A 14,744-nucleotide genomic window follows, 5' to 3' on the forward strand; every position below is an offset into this window, starting at 1 on the left:
TTGGTTATCAGATGGTTAAGGAACCATGTCGGTCAAGTACGAGCGCGACGACAGCGCTTGTGCGTTCTGCACCAATTAACCGCGCCGCAACGAAATTGTCCAAGCGCAGCCTCACGCGTATATAACGACACGGTCGAGACGTGCACCTTTCGTTAACCGTCGGACCTGCAGCAGCTGACGTTGACAGAAGCGCACGAGGCGAGGAGACGAGGCACGTGAACGACCTGATCACTCGAGCCGAACATGGGTATGCGAGCGACGGACACGCTTCGCGCGCGCCCAGCGCGGCCGTGGGATCGCCGTTGCGCCAAGGCCGCGTGCTGCTGATTCAGACCCAGGCCGAGAATGCCGGCGCACAGGAGATCTCGCGGCTGGTCGGGGCCGGGCTGGCCGCGCGAGGCTACGACGTCCACAACCTGTTCTTCTTCCGGCAATCGCGCGCCTTCGACGAGCCAGCCAACACCGTCTATTGCGCGCCCCGGCGCCCGGGAGATCCGGGGTCGTTCCTACGCTTTCTGTTATCGCTAGGCCGCCAGATCCGAGCCACGCGTCCCGATGCGATCCTGACGTTCCAGCACTACGGCAATGCGATCGGCGGTGCGATCGCGCGGTTGGTGAGCCCGGCGCCGGTGATCGCCAACCAGGTCTCTGCGCGACTGACCATGCCGGGATGGCTGCAGAAGCTGGACCTGACGATGGGCCGGCTCGGAATCTTCCGCGCCATCACGGTGAATTCCGACGACATGCTGCGCGACTATTCACGCTATCCGGATTCCTATCGCAGGCGTTTGGTCCATGTTCCACACGGCTTCGATCAGAAGCACTCGGCGCTGACCAAGGCAGCGGCGCGTCAACGCTTCGACCTGCCAACCGACGGCACCGTGCTCGGCACCGCGGCGCGGCTGCACCCGCTGAAACAGCTCGACGCCACCATCCGCGTGCTGCCGGCCAATCCCAGCTGGCGACTCGCACTCGCCGGTCACGGCCCGGACGAGGCGCGGTTGCGCGCGCTGGCCGCACAGCTCGGCGTCGCCGATCGGGTGTTTTTCGTCGGCGAGATCACGCCGGAGCAGGTCGCTGACTTCCTCGCCTGTCTGGACGTCTTCGTATTCCCCTCACTGGCCGAGACTTTCGGGCTGGCCGCAGTCGAGGCCGCGCATGCGGGCGTGCCTGTCGTCGCAAACGATCTGCCGGTGCTGCGCGAGGTGCTGTCCTATCAGGGCGAGCCGGCGGCGGTTCTGGTCGATGCTGCCGACACGACCGCGCTCGGTACCGCAATCAACGCTGTGCTCGCCGACCCCGGGCTGAGGGTGCGACTTCAGCGCAGTGGCGAAGGTTTGAAGACCAGGTACTCTGTCGACGCCATGGTGGACGAATACGTCCGAATTATCAAACAGGCGATGGCGGCGCATATTGTTTGACGGATTGACGGATGATTGTTGAGCTTCGTTTCGATCAACAGCGCCCCCGAGCGTGGATGCGGCATTTGCTCGATCTGCTGGCGGATGATCAACGCACGCTGCAGGTGAGCTGGATTTCTTCGCCGGCCGAGCGTCCCGCCGGGCTCGAAACGCTGCTCGATCTCGAACGGATGCTGCTGCGACGCGGCCGGCGCTGCGGGAGTGACGCCGAGCCGGCATTGCTGAACGAGGCCCGTGGGTCGTACGGCACGCCCGAAGTGGTGATCGATTTCACCACCGCACCGCGCGAGGCCGATTGCGGGGCCCGGCTGTATTTGCGCCCCCTGTTCGACGGCCATGATGGCGAAGACGCTTTGCTCGCTGCGATCCTCGCAGGCGATCTGCCGGTGATCGAAATCCTCGATGACGTCAGCGGCGCAGTGATGTGGTCTGGTCAGCCGTCCGGCGAAAATGCAAGCGGCCTCGGTGGCGCGCTCGGCGCCACCATGGCTCGCACCGGAACGCTGCTGAAGGGCGTGCTGGAGAGCGGCCCGCGGCCGCAGACCATCGCCCGGGAAGGCGCCAATCTCGGTCACCCGCAATCCGCCAGAGGTTTCGTCGCCCGCAACCTCGCAATGTCGATCGCCAAATCGATCTACCGGCTGTGCTGCTACGCGCCGCATTGGCGGATCGGCTGGCGCTACACGGACGACGCCGGGATCTGGGGTTCCGGCGATCTGTCCGGCCCCGGCTGGCAAGCGTTACCAAGCCCCGCCAATCGGTTCTACGCCGACCCATTCGCGATGACGTGGAAGGGCCGCACCTTCGTGTTCTTCGAAGATCTCGACCATCACGTCGGCAAGGGCACGATCTCGGCGACAGAGTTCGGCGACGCCGGCCCGATCGGCGAAGCCGTGCCAGTGCTCGAGGCGCCGTGGCACTTGTCGTACCCGTTCCTGATGGAGCATGGCGGCGAGCTCTGGATGATTCCGGAGAGCAGCGTGCGGAAGGACGTCGCGATCTATCGATGCATCGCGTTTCCCGGCCGCTGGGAACGCCACGCGACGCTGCTGTCGGGCATCGAACTCGCCGACGCCACCATTCTACAGCACGAGGGTCTGTACTATTTGTTCGGTGCCACCCGCGACGACGAGGGCGACGGCGGCTATTCCGATACGCTGTCGATCTATGTCGGGAACGATCTGTTCGGGCCGTGGCAACCGCACGCGCTCCGGCCGGCGTTGGTCGACCGCGCCAGCGCGCGGCCGGCCGGACATTTCGTTCGGCGCAGCGGCCGGCTGTGGCGACCGGTGCAGGACTGCACACGCGGCTATGGCGGCGCGGTGGGTCTGGCGGAGATTACCGCCCTGTCGCCGGAGACTTTCGCGCAGACCGTGCGCCACATCATCGAACCGGGACCGCGCTGGCCGGGCCGCAAACTGCACACGCTCAATCGTTGCGGCCGGCTAGAACTGATCGACGGCAGCGTGATTCAACCCAAGTTGCAGCCACTCCGCTCGATGGCGCGAGCGAACGACCCGGTCGTCGCGGCAGCCCGATAACGCCTCGGGCTCGGCGGCTTCAGCGATCCCGTAACAGCCGACCAACGATCGATCCTGCGGCAAGACCGAAAGTTCCGCCAACCAGTTTGACACTCGCATCGAACAGCCGTCCGTGCCGCGAAGGCTCGAGCACCTGCAATAGTTCGAACAGAACCGCGGCTCCAAGCACGATCAGCGCAGCGAACACGATGTAGCGCGGATACGCCGCCGCGAATAACGCTCCGACCAGGGCGAACGCCACGAACCGCTCGATTGACGGAGACAGCCCGGTCGTCGGTCTGAGACCGATCGGACTGAGGGTGGCGAAGGCGATTCCCGCCAAGCACAGCCAGGCTGCGATCCGAAGGAGCTTTTCGAGGTTGACGGCTTGAGTATGCATCGATCCGATATCCGCGCTGGTGAGACGATGGTTAATGCCAAAGCGCCCCCGCTTCGGTCGGGTCTGCGTGCATCTTTACCGTCCTCGACGATTGTCGTTCGGCATTTGCCGCGGCTCGTTCAAATACGATAAGTTGCCACAGTGCGCTAGGATGGTAGCCGCGGGAATGTCGACGTGGTGAACCCGATCGCAGGCCGACAGTTCCCCCAGTCGCGCTCCTTGTCGCACTCCGCAAGCCCGTCGGTCGGGCGAGGTGACAGCATTGAAATTCGGCCCCACGCTCGTAAAATTCATCGACCTGCGCAACAACGCCGGAATCCGTGCCATGACCGGCGCGTTCGCGTTGCGGGTGTTGGTCACCATCGTCAATCTCGGGCTGGTGACGCTGGCCGCCCGAACTCTCAGCGGCCACGACTTCGGCACGTATTCGATGCTGTTCAGCGCCGCGGGCCTGCTCAGCGTGGTGGCGACCTTCGGCCAGCAGATCTTCATCATGCGGTCTTGGAGTGAATACACCAGCGCCGGAGACGAACCGAAGCTGAAGGGCGCGATGACCTTCACCGCGCTGGCGAGTCTTGCCGGCACCATCTTGGTTGGCCTTCCCTTCTTTTTCTGGGTGTCTTTAGAACACGACACCCTCTTGGCGACATCGACGACCTTGTACCTCGTGTGTTTCTCGCTGTTGCTGATCTCAGCACACGTTACGCGCGGCGCCGTCGGCGTTGGTGTCAGCGACGGCCTGACGTACCTGATGGTCGCGACTTGTCCGGCGATCTACCTTCTCGGCTGCGTCGTAACTGGGGCCACGATCGAAATCCACACCATCTTCCTGACCATCGCTGCAGCCTCCTGCGTCACCATGATAGTGCAGATGACGCTGCTTCGCCGCCGGGTGCACGCCCAGTTCCCGCACTTCGCGCGATCGAGCTCGGCGTTCGAGCTGCGCACCTGGAGCGCACGCTCCGCCAAGCTGTGGATCTCCAGCAGCCTGGAGGCCGCCAATCAATACGCTGACGTCGTCATTATCGGCTATCTGATGAGCCCAACCGTGGCCGGCGCGTATTTCGTCACCACCCGGATCGCCAACGCTTTCGCGATGGCGACCGCCGCGGTGTACATCTCCTCGACCCGGCATTTTCCGCATCTGTATTACAGTCAGCAGCACCGCGAACTCGACGGCCTGCTGGATTCGGTGGCGCTGGTGACGCTGGCGATCGTCGGCGGCGGCTTGATGGTGGTGCTGGGCGGCGGTCACTGGATTCTGTATCTCTTCAACGCCGGTTACGTTCCTTATTACGGCGCACTCGCAATCTTGACCGCCGGCACCGCTGCGGTCGCTGCGTCTGGTCCGTGCGGATCGATCCTGATGCTGACCGGGCACGAAGGCCGTTATCTGGCGATCATCGGCGGCACCGTACTGCTGCGCGCGGCCGGCTTCTTCGTACTGATCCCGCTGTTCGGAATTTCCGGCGCAGTAGCGGCGACTGCGATGTCGTTCATCACGCAGGCGCTGTTGATGCGCAAGGCCTCGATCCAACTCGCCGGCATCGACGGATCAGTGCTGCGGCTGGTGAGGGGACGACGTCAGCGCCCCTTCACGCAGGCAGCAGAATGACGCAAGGTTTGCGGCGTTCGCTATGTGAACGCTGCGCTTCATCGCTTTGCTTTGAGCAGCTTGCGCGGAATTAGTGCTCGGCCGCGAGCAACGACAGCCAGTTGCCGAACAATGCCGCAGCTGACGCGTCGAGCGCCGATGCCAAGCCGGGCCTGAGCATCAATTGAGACAGCTCGGAAATGATCTCCGGCCGGCGATCCGCACGCGCGCGGTCGCAGAACGTAGCGAGCCGATCTTCGGTCTCGGCACAGAAATAATTATCCGGCGGCGCCGGATAGTCGTCGCGTTCACCGGCAAGATAGCGACCGACGTCACGTAGGAATTCGCGCTGCAGCGTGGTCGCGTCGTATTCAGGATGGCCCTGGAAGAACACCATGCGGCTTCGATCGCGGCGGGTGAACACATCGACGCCGGCTCCCGCCGCGCGCGACAGAATGCCGTAACCGGCTGCGGACAGTTCACCCGGATCGAGATCGTTCAGGCGCGAATGCGAAACTTGCATCACCTCGGGTAGATCGGCCAGCATCGCATCGTCGCGCAAACCCTCGGTGCTGTACACGCCGGAGCGCTTCTGCGGCAGCCGACGCCGTTCGATGCCGTCGAAATGCAGCACCGCGGCGTGGGCCGCAAGGCACGACCAGATCGTTGAACGCGTATGCGCCTCGGCCCAATCCACCAGACGTCGGAACTCGTCCCAATAAGGCTCATCACTCAACGCCGGCGTGCGCGGCTCTGCACCGGTGACGATTAAGCCGTCGAGCCGCAAACGCCCGAGATCGCCAATGTCGGAATACAGACTGTCGATGCGCTGACGGGCGGCCGCCGACCGCGGCACCGAGCGCAGCGCGAAACAGTGCAGCCGCACCCGTTGCGCACCGGCGCTGTCGCGCAGCAGCCGTGCAAATTGCCGCTCGGTCGCGCGTAGCGCCGCATCGCCCATGTTGTTGACCAACCCGATCTCGATCGGCCTGCTATGCTCCGGATACCTTCGCTGGCAGCGCTCGTCCCCGGCGTCATCCGGCGCCAGCGCCGGGCTGGCGATCGGATCGGCACTATCGAACAGCAGGGTCATGCGCGCGACGCGGCCTATTCGGCTGCCGCCAGACGCGGTTGCGAGCCACTGGCCTGCGCCAACGCCTGATCGAGATCTTCGATGATGTCGGCGATATGCTCGATGCCGATCGACAGCCGGATCGTCTCCGGCAACACGCCGGCCTGACGTTGCTGCTCGGCCGACATCTGGCGATGCGTCGTCGAGGCCGGATGGCAGGCAAGCGACTTGGCGTCACCAATATTCACCAGCCGGGTAATCAGCTTCAGCGAATCGTAGAACGCCTTACCGGCCTCCATTCCGCCCTTGATACCAAAAGTGAACAGCGACGAGGCACGGCCATCGAGATATTTTTGTACCAGCGGATAATATGGACTGTCCGGAAAGCCGGTGAAATTCACCCAGGCCACGCGCGGATCGTCGCGCAGGAATTCGGCGACCTTGCGGGCGTTCTCGACGTGACGCTCCATGCGCAGTGCCACCGTTTCGATTCCTTGCAGCAGCAGGAAGGCGTTGAACGGCGACAGCACCGAGCCCATCGTGCGCTGATAGATCGATCGCGCGCGCTCGACGTAAGCGGTCGCTCCAAACCGCTCCGCATAGATCATGCCGTGATAGGAATGGTCCGGCTGATTGAACGCCGGAAACCGCTCCGGCTGCTTGGCCCAATCGAACCGGCCGCTGTCGACGATAGCACCACCGAGTGTGGTGCCGTGGCCGCCGAGGAACTTGGTGAGCGAGTGCACCACGACGTCGGCCCCGTAGTCGATCGGCCTGAGCAGGATCGGCGTCGCCACGGTGTTGTCGACAATCAGGGGCACTCCGGCACGATGCGCAACTTCGGCGATCGCTTCAATGTCGCAGACGTTGCCGGCCGGATTGCCGATGGTCTCGCAGAACACCGCACGGGTGTTCTCGTCGATCAGTCTGGCCACGTCGTCGGGCTGGTCGCCGGTGGCGAAGCGGCCGGTGATGCCTTGTCGCGGCAGGATATGCGACAGCAACGTGTGCGTGGTTCCGTAGAGTTGCGGCACCGAAACGATGTTGCCGCCATGATCGGCGAGATTGACGAAGGCGAAGTGCAGCGCCGCCTGCCCGCTCGCCACCGCGAGCGCGCCCACACCGCCTTCCAGCTCGGCAACGCGCTTTTCCAGCACGCTGGTGGTCGGATTGGCGATCCGCGAATAGCGATAGCCTTCGGTCTCGAGATTGAAGAGCGCCGCGCCATGATCGGCGCTGTCGAACGCGTAAGACGCGGTCTGATAGATCGGCACCGCGACCGCGTGGGTGGTGGGGTCAGGCTCGTAGCCGGCGTGGATGGCAAGCGTCTCGTTGCGCATGAGCTGTCCTTCCCTTCGCCGCGGCTGCACCTCACCACATAGAGCTCCGCGTCTCGTCTTTGCTAGAACGCGCCGCATTAGCCGACAACACATTTCAAAGACGACGACAAACTAACCCTAATTTCGCTTGCTGATTTGAGTACAATTTGAATCAATCTGGAGTTGTTTACCTTAAGCTCGCTTCGTTGAGGCATTTGCAACGAATCCCCAACCGCATTCGCCTACAATTGCGCTCAAACTCGTCTCGAACCTTCGGAACCGGCGCCGATGACTGCGCATGCAGCCACTGCTATCCGCTCTCCTGACGTCGCGACCGCCCGCCCGTCGGCCGCCAAGAGCTGGCTGAGCGCGATCGAGATCACCGCGCGGATCGAGCGTGAGCCCACGCGCCTGCTGTGTGACGCCGTCGCCGATTGGGCGTCACGCACGCCGGAGGCGCCCGCGCTGCTTTCCGATCAAGAGCAATACAACTATTTCGAACTGGCGCGGCAAATCGATCGCTACGCCCGCTGGGCACTCGCCCACGGCATCGGCAGAGGTGTCACCGTCGCGCTGCTGATGCCCAACCGCGCCGACTATCTGGCGATCTGGCTCGGCGTCACCAAGGTCGGCGGCGTCGTGGCGCTGCTCAACACCCAACTCACCGGCGCCTCGCTGGCGCACTGCATCGATGTCGCGCAGCCCGAGCACATCATCGTAGCCAACGAGCTGAGCAGCGCCTACGACGGCGCAAGCCGACATCTGACATCGGCGCCCCGGCTGTGGCTGCACAGCGGCCATGACCACGGCTCCAGCCTCTCGGCCGCGCTGGCGGCGATCAAGGACGATCCGATCACGGCCGACGAACGTCCTGCCGTCACGATCGACGATGTAGCACTGTTGATCTACACCTCGGGCACGACCGGTCTGCCGAAGGCGGCGCGGGTCAGTCATCGCCGGCTGATGAGCTGGGCCGGCTGGTTCGCAGGTCTCACCGGTGCGACGCCCGATGATCGCATCTACGTTTGCCTGCCGATCTATCACAGCGTCGGCGGCGTGGTCGCGCCCGGCAGCCTGCTGATGGCGGGCGGCTCGGTGGTGATCGCCGAAAAATTCTCCGCGCGGCGGTTCTGGGAAGATATCGTCCGCCACGACTGCACGCTGTTCCAGTATATCGGCGAGCTGTGCCGCTATCTGGTGCAGGCGCCGCATTCGCCTAATGAAGTGCGGCATCGTCTACGGCTCGCCTGCGGTAACGGCCTGCGCGGCGACGTCTGGCAGGCGTTCCAGACGAGATTCGCGATTCCCCGCATCCTCGAATTCTACGCCTCCACCGAAGGCAATTTTTCGCTCTACAATGTCGAGGGCGAACCCGGCGCGATCGGGCGGCTGCCGTCGTTTCTGGCGCATCGCTTCCCCGCCGCGCTGGTGAAATTCGACTTCGACACCGGGCTGCCGCTGCGCGACGAACAGGGGCGCTGCATCCGCTGCGCACGCGGCGAGGCCGGCGAAGCGATCGGCCGGATCGGTGAGGCCGAACGCGGCGGTGGACGGTTCGAAGGCTACACCAGCGACAACGACAGCGAGCGCAAGGTCCTACGCGATGTGTTCGCGCCGGGCGACGCCTGGTTCCGCACCGGCGACCTGATGCTGCAGGACGCCAAAGGCTTCTTCCGCTTCGTCGACCGGATCGGCGACACCTTCCGCTGGAAGGGCGAGAATGTGGCAGCGAGCGAAGTCGCCGACATACTGGCCGCATGCCCCGGCGTGATCGACGCCTGCGTGTATGGCGTCAGCGTTCCGCATTACGACGGCCGTGCCGGGATGGCGGCGCTGGTGACGAAAGGCGATTTCGACCTCGACGTACTGCATCGGCATCTCGCGGAGCGGCTGCCGGCCTACGCACGGCCGCTGTTCCTGCGGCTGCGGTCAGCGCTCGATCTCACAGGCACGTTCAAGCAGGCCAAACAGACGCTGATCGGCGACGGCTTCGACCCGGGGGTCGTCGGCGATCCGCTCTATGTCGCTGACGCAGTGGCGGGCCGCTACGTGGCTGTCGACGACGACCTTTTCGGCCGCATCGCCCGCGGCACATTCAGACTGTGATGGACCCAACCATGATGGCAGCTCCCGCACCGATCAGCTACTCGCAGACATGGACCTTCTTCGAAGGCGCCTGGCACGACGGCAACGTGCCAATCATGGGGCCGCGCACCCACGCTGCCTGGCTCGGCTCGATGGTGTTCGACGGCGCCCGCGCGTTCGAAGGCGTGACGCCGGATCTCGACCGGCATCTGGCGCGGATCAATTGGTCGGCGACCAATTTCAAGCTAAAGCCGTTGGTGGACGAGGCGACTTGGCACGGCTTGGTTCAGGACGGCCTGAAGCGGTTCGGCAGCAACGCCGAACTCTACATCCGGCCGATGTATTGGGCGCAGAATGGCGTTGGCGGCGGGGTGCTGTTCGATCCCGACACCACCAATTGGTGCCTGTGCATCTACGAAGCACCGATGCCGAAGCCGACCGGCCTGTCGATCACGCTCTCGCCGTTCCGCCGCCCGACCGCGGAATCCGCACCGGTCGAGGCGAAGGCCGGCTGCCTGTATCCGAACAATTCACGGGCGATGATGGAGGCGAAGAGCCGCGGCTTCGACAACTGCCTGCTGCGCGACATGCTCGGCCATGTCGCCGAGCTCGGTAACTCCAACATCTTCATGGCGAAGGACGGGGTTGTCTACACACCAGCGGCCAACGGCACCTTCCTCAGCGGCATCACCCGGCAGCGGGTGATCGAACTGCTGCGCGGCAACGGAATCGCCGTGATCGAAACCTCTCTGGCGTATCGGGATTTCGCAACCGCAGACGAGATCTTCGCCAGCGGCAACTTCGCCAAGGTACAACCGATCACACGGATCGACGACCGCCCGCTCCAGCCGGGCCCATTCTACACCAGGGCACGCAAACTGTATTGGGAGTTCGCACACAGCTGAGAGACGCGTAATTCCGCTGTCAGCAGCTTACGGACCGAACAGCACCAATTCGGTTTCGGTAAGATCGCAGAGCCGCGGCGGATTCGGCCCCCTGTAGTATTTGCGGCCACGCGAATCGACATAGAAGCCGGTCAGACCTTCGACCGGGCCGAGCGCATCGACAATCACCAGCGGCCGGCCGCGCCAGATCAGCGCCCGGCCGAGCGAGCCGGCACAGCGCACGAACTCAGCCACCTCGCGGCAGTAGACGAGCTGCATCGCGGGGAACGGGAAACGGCCGTGCTTCACTCGCTTCGGCACGAACAAGAACGGCATCGTGGAATCCGACAGGTGCACCGCAAGGGCCACGCATCCATACGCCGCATGGCTGCGCAGCAACTCGCATTCGGTGTTGCTCAATCCGTCAACCGTTCGGGTTGCTTCGGTCACGACCTCGACGCGGGCACCTTTCTCGGTGCGCGACAGCAGTGGCACCGCGAAAAACATGCCGTTGCAATAGCGCTTGAAACCGAGCGCTTCGATGATCGGCCAGGTGTTCACTGCTGGCGAAATGTTGACGTAAGTAACCTGCTTGTTCTTCTGTGCCATCGACGTCAGCAGCGTCGCGTAATTGCGGAAATCGGGCTCGACGTACCAGCTCGACACGTTGCAGCGCAGGATCTGCTCGGGCCCCGGCCTGCGGGCCGCATACAGCAGCAGCAGCACACCGACGACGCGGCCGGCGCTCTCCAGCAGATAACCGTATCGCGGGCATCCCTCCGGGATTTCGCGTGCGCCATGACGATGCAAGCCGCGCAACCAGTAGTCGCGGCGGCGACCGGAGAAGCCGCGCGTCAGCAGGTCGGAGACGGCGTCGATGTCGGCGTCTCCGATCTCGCGGCAACGTACCTTGCGGGCTTCCAATGCCATTTACCAAGCGGCCCGAATTGCAAGTGAGGCGCATGGATTTGTTTCGAATTTGCGCCATATGCTCTTTGTCTCACGGAACGAGCAGAAAGGCGAAGTATCGATGTCTGTACGGTTAACAATCGTCTCGGCCATGCAGCAAGTCGCTCAGGAACAAGGCTTCAAGACTCCCGAACTCACCGATGATCTGGTGCTTCACCAGTCCGGCTTCGACTCGCTCGGCTTCGCCGTTCTGGTGGCCCGCCTCGAGGACGAACTCGGCATCGATCCATTCAGCATGGCCGACGACGCATTCTTCCCGGAGACGCTGGGCGACTTCATTGGAGCCTACGAGAATGTCCCCGCGTGAGATCGTAGCGCTGCGCCACTATCTCATCAGCGGACCGGACAATCGCACACTATCGGACGCAACTGACGAGGTTGCGTTCGCCGACATCGCGCATGCGAGCTGCCTTGGCATCGAGCCCTCCGAACTCGCCGGTCGCTCGGTGCTGCTGTCGCTGTCGACGCAGCTCGTCGCCGGCATCACAATGATCGAACTCGACGGCGTGGCGCGGCGGATGTTGCTTTGCCCGCCCGACGTCGACATGAACTACGCTGCCGATCTGATCGCAGACGCGGAGATCGACGCGATCGTCACCGATACGCCCGAGCGCTGGCGCGAGCTCGGACTCGACACCGTCGTCACAGCGAGCCTGCCGCTGCATCCAGCCGCTCCGGCCGCGGTCACGCATGCGACCTCATGGCTGATGCTGACCTCCGGAACCACCGGCCGGCCGAAGATCGTCGCGCACACGTTGGCGGCACTGACCGGCGCGATCGTCGGCGACACCGTCGCGAAGGATGCGCCGATCTGGGCGACATTCTACGATATCCGCCGCTATGGCGGCCTGCAGATTTTCCTCCGCGCCGTGCTCGGCGCCGGATCGATGGTGCTGTCCACACCCAACGAAGCAATCGGCGATCATCTGGCCCGCCTCACGGCGCGAGGCGTCACGCACATCTCCGGCACACCGTCGCATTGGCGCAAGGCGCTGATGAACCCTGCAATCGGCAGCTTCCGCCCGAACTACGTCCGGTTGTCCGGCGAAATCGCCGACCAGGCCGTGCTCGATGGGCTGCGCAACGCGTTTCCTGACGCTTCGATCGGGCACGCCTACGCCTCGACCGAAGCCGGTGTGGGCTTCGCGGTCAATGACGGTCGCGAGGGCTTCCCCGCCTCGCTGATTGGCAGCACATCCGGCATTGCCATGAAGGTGGCCGACGGATCGCTGCGGATCAAATCGAGCCGCACTGCGCACACCTATGTCGGACGTAGCGCGCCGGCGTTGACCGACGCCGACGGCTTCGTCGACACCGGCGACATGGTCGAGCTGCGCGACGATCGTTATTATTTTGTCGGCCGGCGCGACGGCGTCATCAATGTCGGTGGCCTCAAGGTGCATCCCGAGGAGGTCGAAGCCGTGATCAATCAGCATCCCTCGGTGCGGATGTCGCGGGTGCGGGCTCGCCGCAGCCCGATCACCGGGGCGCTGGTGGTCGCCGAAGCCGTGCTCGCGAGCGTCGCCGACGCCGGCCGCACCGGCGTGATCCGTGAAGCGATCCTCGCCAATTGCCGCGCCGCACTGCCGCCACACAAGGTCCCGACGGCGATCCGCTTCGTGCAACAGCTCGACGTCACCGCCTCGGGAAAGCTGGCGCGTCATGCATAGAGTGGTGGTGACCGGCGGCAGCCGCGGCATCGGCTTGGCGATCGCGCGCCGCCTCGCGGCGGGAGGCTACAATGTGATCGCGGTCGCGCGGCGCGAGAGCGACGAGCTGAAAGCCGCGATCGATGACGCTTCGCAGGGGCCAGGCTCGATCACATTCAGGGCATACGATCTTGGCGACATCGACGGGCTCGCTGGCCTCGCCAAATCGCTGCGCCAGGATTTCGGAAAGATCTACGGCCTCGTCAACAACGCCGGAATCGGCACCGAGGGCGTGCTCGCCACCATGCACAATAGCCAGATCGAGACGCTGCTGCGCATCAACGTCACCTCGCCGATCGTGCTGACCAAATACATCGTGCGACAGATGATGGCCGATGGCGCCGGGCGCGTGATCAACATGTCGTCGATCATCGGCTCGACCGGCTATAATGGACTGTCGGTGTACGGCGCCACCAAGGCAGCGGCGATCGGCTTCACCCGCTCGTTGGCGCGCGAAGTAGGCCGGCTCGGCATCACCGTCAACGCGATCGCGCCGGGCTTCATCGACACAGAACTCACCGCCGGACTCGCCGGCGAGGGTCGCCAGAAGATCGCCGGTCGAAGCGCGCTGCGGCGCCTCGCCGAAGCCGACGATGTCGCCCGAATGGTCGAGTTCTTGCTCGGCGACGGCGGCCGTAACATCACCGGAACGGTGCAAACGATCGACGCAGGGAACACGGCGTAGGTTCGTCGAACCACCCCACCCTCGTCATTCCGGGGCGCGCGCAGCGCATCCCGGAATGACGGGGAGAGATATGTGGACCAAAGCGAGATTCCGGGCTCGCTCGCTGGCGCGAGCGCCCCGGAACGACAGGCGTCAGATGTCGAGCATCTTCCGCACACTCGCCGGCCAAGCGCTGGTGTCGATGCCGTGGGTCGCGAACAGTGCGACCGCGAGGCGGTCCATGCCGAAGGCGACGCAGCCGGTGTGGGCCGGATGGCCCTCCGCATCCTCGATGCCCCAAGTGACGCCGAAATGCTCGCGGTGATAGTTGAAGCTCATGCAGGCGGTCGGCTGCTCTTCCGAACGTAGCGGCACCAGCAGTTCGAACTTCAGTGCCTGTTGCTGCTGGCTGATCGCCTTCATCTGGCCGACCCGACCAAAGAACGGATCGGACGCTGTATCGACACGGAACTTGAGACCGAGGTCGCGCGCGATCGCCTGAGCCTTCACCATCCAGCGCTCGCGGAAGTCGGCGACGTCCTGAGGAGCGCCGATGCAGACGTATTCCCGCATCCGGAACGACTGCAGCCGGTCGAGATGCTTCGACGGCTCGCGGCGGAAACAATCGGCTGCGACGTCGAATCGTGCGCCCCCCACAGGCAGCGGACCACGGCTCGCGGCGATTGGATACACCGGGTAGCAGGCAGCCGGCGACAGCACGAGATCCGCCGGCGACAGCGACGTGGTCCAGTCGCCACCGGAGTCGAAGCGGCTGACTGCCGCATTGATCTCCTGTTCGGTGCCGTGCAGACCGCAGACGCAGCCGAGCAGATTGGGAAAGCTCTTCAGATACCCAGACTTCTCGAGCTGGCTTCGGCTCATCACTGGCGGGAAGCGCATCACCTCGGTGCCGTCCTCGCGATGCCGCGAGATCAGCGCAGCGAGCTTTTCGACCACGCCCTCGTACAGTGCGGTCCGGGCATAGACACCGTCGGCGCCGAGTTTGTGGAATAGATGTTCGGCCAGGTGATCGAGCGGATCGACCGACTGCAGCGCGGCCCCAGCCCGCGGGGTGCGGATCGCCATATTCATGAAGCGGCCTCCTCG

The 14,744-nt window shown here is 64.3% G+C and carries 13 protein-coding genes; 8 read left to right on the top strand and 5 right to left on the bottom strand.

Annotated features, from left to right (window positions below):
* The first annotated feature begins 302 nt into the window (after positions 1 to 302).
* Both DNX69_RS13490 and DNX69_RS13495 read left to right on the top strand, forming a co-directional pair.
* Entirely contained in the window at positions 303 to 1,421 is a 1,119-nt protein-coding gene (locus DNX69_RS13490) for a glycosyltransferase family 4 protein (protein ID WP_349626970.1), read from the top strand.
* Between the two features lie 11 nt (positions 1,422 to 1,432).
* Complete coding sequence (locus DNX69_RS13495) at positions 1,433 to 2,962, top strand: glucosamine inositolphosphorylceramide transferase family protein (RefSeq protein WP_110786495.1); 1,530 nt, start codon at positions 1,433 to 1,435, stop codon at positions 2,960 to 2,962.
* A gap of 19 nt (positions 2,963 to 2,981) precedes the next feature.
* On the opposite strand, the gene DNX69_RS13500 is transcribed toward DNX69_RS13495, so the two are convergent.
* Entirely contained in the window at positions 2,982 to 3,341 is a 360-nt protein-coding gene (locus tag DNX69_RS13500; RefSeq protein WP_110786496.1) for a hypothetical protein, read from the bottom strand.
* A gap of 325 nt (positions 3,342 to 3,666) precedes the next feature.
* Here DNX69_RS13500 and DNX69_RS13505 point away from each other — a divergent pair, with 325 nt between their 5' ends.
* On the top strand, positions 3,667 to 4,956 hold the full coding sequence (locus tag DNX69_RS13505; RefSeq protein ID WP_234826971.1) for a lipopolysaccharide biosynthesis protein: 1,290 nt from the start codon (positions 3,667 to 3,669) through the stop codon (positions 4,954 to 4,956).
* A 70-nt stretch (positions 4,957 to 5,026) separates the two neighbouring features.
* Here DNX69_RS13505 and metA read toward each other — a convergent pair whose 3' ends face one another.
* Together metA and DNX69_RS13515 are read right to left on the bottom strand one after the other, a co-directional pair.
* A complete protein-coding gene (gene metA / locus DNX69_RS13510) occupies positions 5,027 to 6,028 on the bottom strand; it encodes a homoserine O-succinyltransferase MetA (protein WP_110786497.1) in 1,002 nt (333 codons plus the stop codon).
* Positions 6,029 to 6,042: 14 nt separating this feature from the next.
* Positions 6,043 to 7,347, bottom strand: coding sequence for an O-acetylhomoserine aminocarboxypropyltransferase/cysteine synthase family protein (locus tag DNX69_RS13515; RefSeq protein ID WP_110786498.1), 1,305 nt, complete (start codon positions 7,345 to 7,347; stop codon positions 6,043 to 6,045).
* Positions 7,348 to 7,614: 267 nt separating this feature from the next.
* Between DNX69_RS13515 and DNX69_RS13520 the strand changes: the two genes are divergently transcribed.
* Together DNX69_RS13520 and DNX69_RS13525 are read left to right on the top strand one after the other, a co-directional pair.
* Complete coding sequence (locus tag DNX69_RS13520; RefSeq protein ID WP_110786499.1) at positions 7,615 to 9,432, top strand: long-chain-acyl-CoA synthetase; 1,818 nt, start codon at positions 7,615 to 7,617, stop codon at positions 9,430 to 9,432.
* 11 nt (positions 9,433 to 9,443) lie between these two features.
* A complete protein-coding gene (locus DNX69_RS13525; protein ID WP_110787615.1) occupies positions 9,444 to 10,316 on the top strand; it encodes a branched-chain amino acid aminotransferase in 873 nt (290 codons plus the stop codon).
* 27 nt (positions 10,317 to 10,343) lie between these two features.
* On the opposite strand, the gene DNX69_RS13530 is transcribed toward DNX69_RS13525, so the two are convergent.
* Complete coding sequence (locus DNX69_RS13530) at positions 10,344 to 11,225, bottom strand: acyl-CoA acyltransferase (protein WP_110786500.1); 882 nt, start codon at positions 11,223 to 11,225, stop codon at positions 10,344 to 10,346.
* Positions 11,226 to 11,325: 100 nt separating this feature from the next.
* Here DNX69_RS13530 and DNX69_RS13535 point away from each other — a divergent pair, with 100 nt between their 5' ends.
* The 3 genes from DNX69_RS13535 to DNX69_RS13545 are packed head-to-tail and all read left to right on the top strand — an operon-like array spanning position 11,326 to position 13,658.
* Complete coding sequence (locus DNX69_RS13535; RefSeq protein ID WP_165825259.1) at positions 11,326 to 11,571, top strand: acyl carrier protein; 246 nt, start codon at positions 11,326 to 11,328, stop codon at positions 11,569 to 11,571.
* The gene (locus DNX69_RS13540) at positions 11,558 to 12,934 is read left to right on the top strand and encodes a class I adenylate-forming enzyme family protein (RefSeq protein WP_110786502.1); all 1,377 of its coding nucleotides are present in this window, start codon (positions 11,558 to 11,560) and stop codon (positions 12,932 to 12,934) included. The genes DNX69_RS13535 and DNX69_RS13540 overlap by 14 nt, the downstream gene beginning before the upstream one ends.
* Positions 12,927 to 13,658: an SDR family NAD(P)-dependent oxidoreductase gene (locus DNX69_RS13545; RefSeq protein ID WP_110786503.1), complete on the top strand. Its 732-nt coding sequence runs from the start codon at positions 12,927 to 12,929 to the stop codon at positions 13,656 to 13,658. Before DNX69_RS13540 ends, DNX69_RS13545 begins: the two co-directional genes overlap by 8 nt.
* 132 nt (positions 13,659 to 13,790) lie before the next feature.
* Here DNX69_RS13545 and DNX69_RS13550 read toward each other — a convergent pair whose 3' ends face one another.
* A complete protein-coding gene (locus DNX69_RS13550) occupies positions 13,791 to 14,729 on the bottom strand; it encodes an amino acid--[acyl-carrier-protein] ligase (protein ID WP_110786504.1) in 939 nt (312 codons plus the stop codon).
* Positions 14,730 to 14,744: the final 15 nt, after the last annotated feature.

This window comes from Rhodopseudomonas palustris, from assembly GCF_003226555.1.
Lineage (GTDB): Bacteria > Pseudomonadota > Alphaproteobacteria > Rhizobiales > Xanthobacteraceae > Rhodopseudomonas > Rhodopseudomonas palustris_I.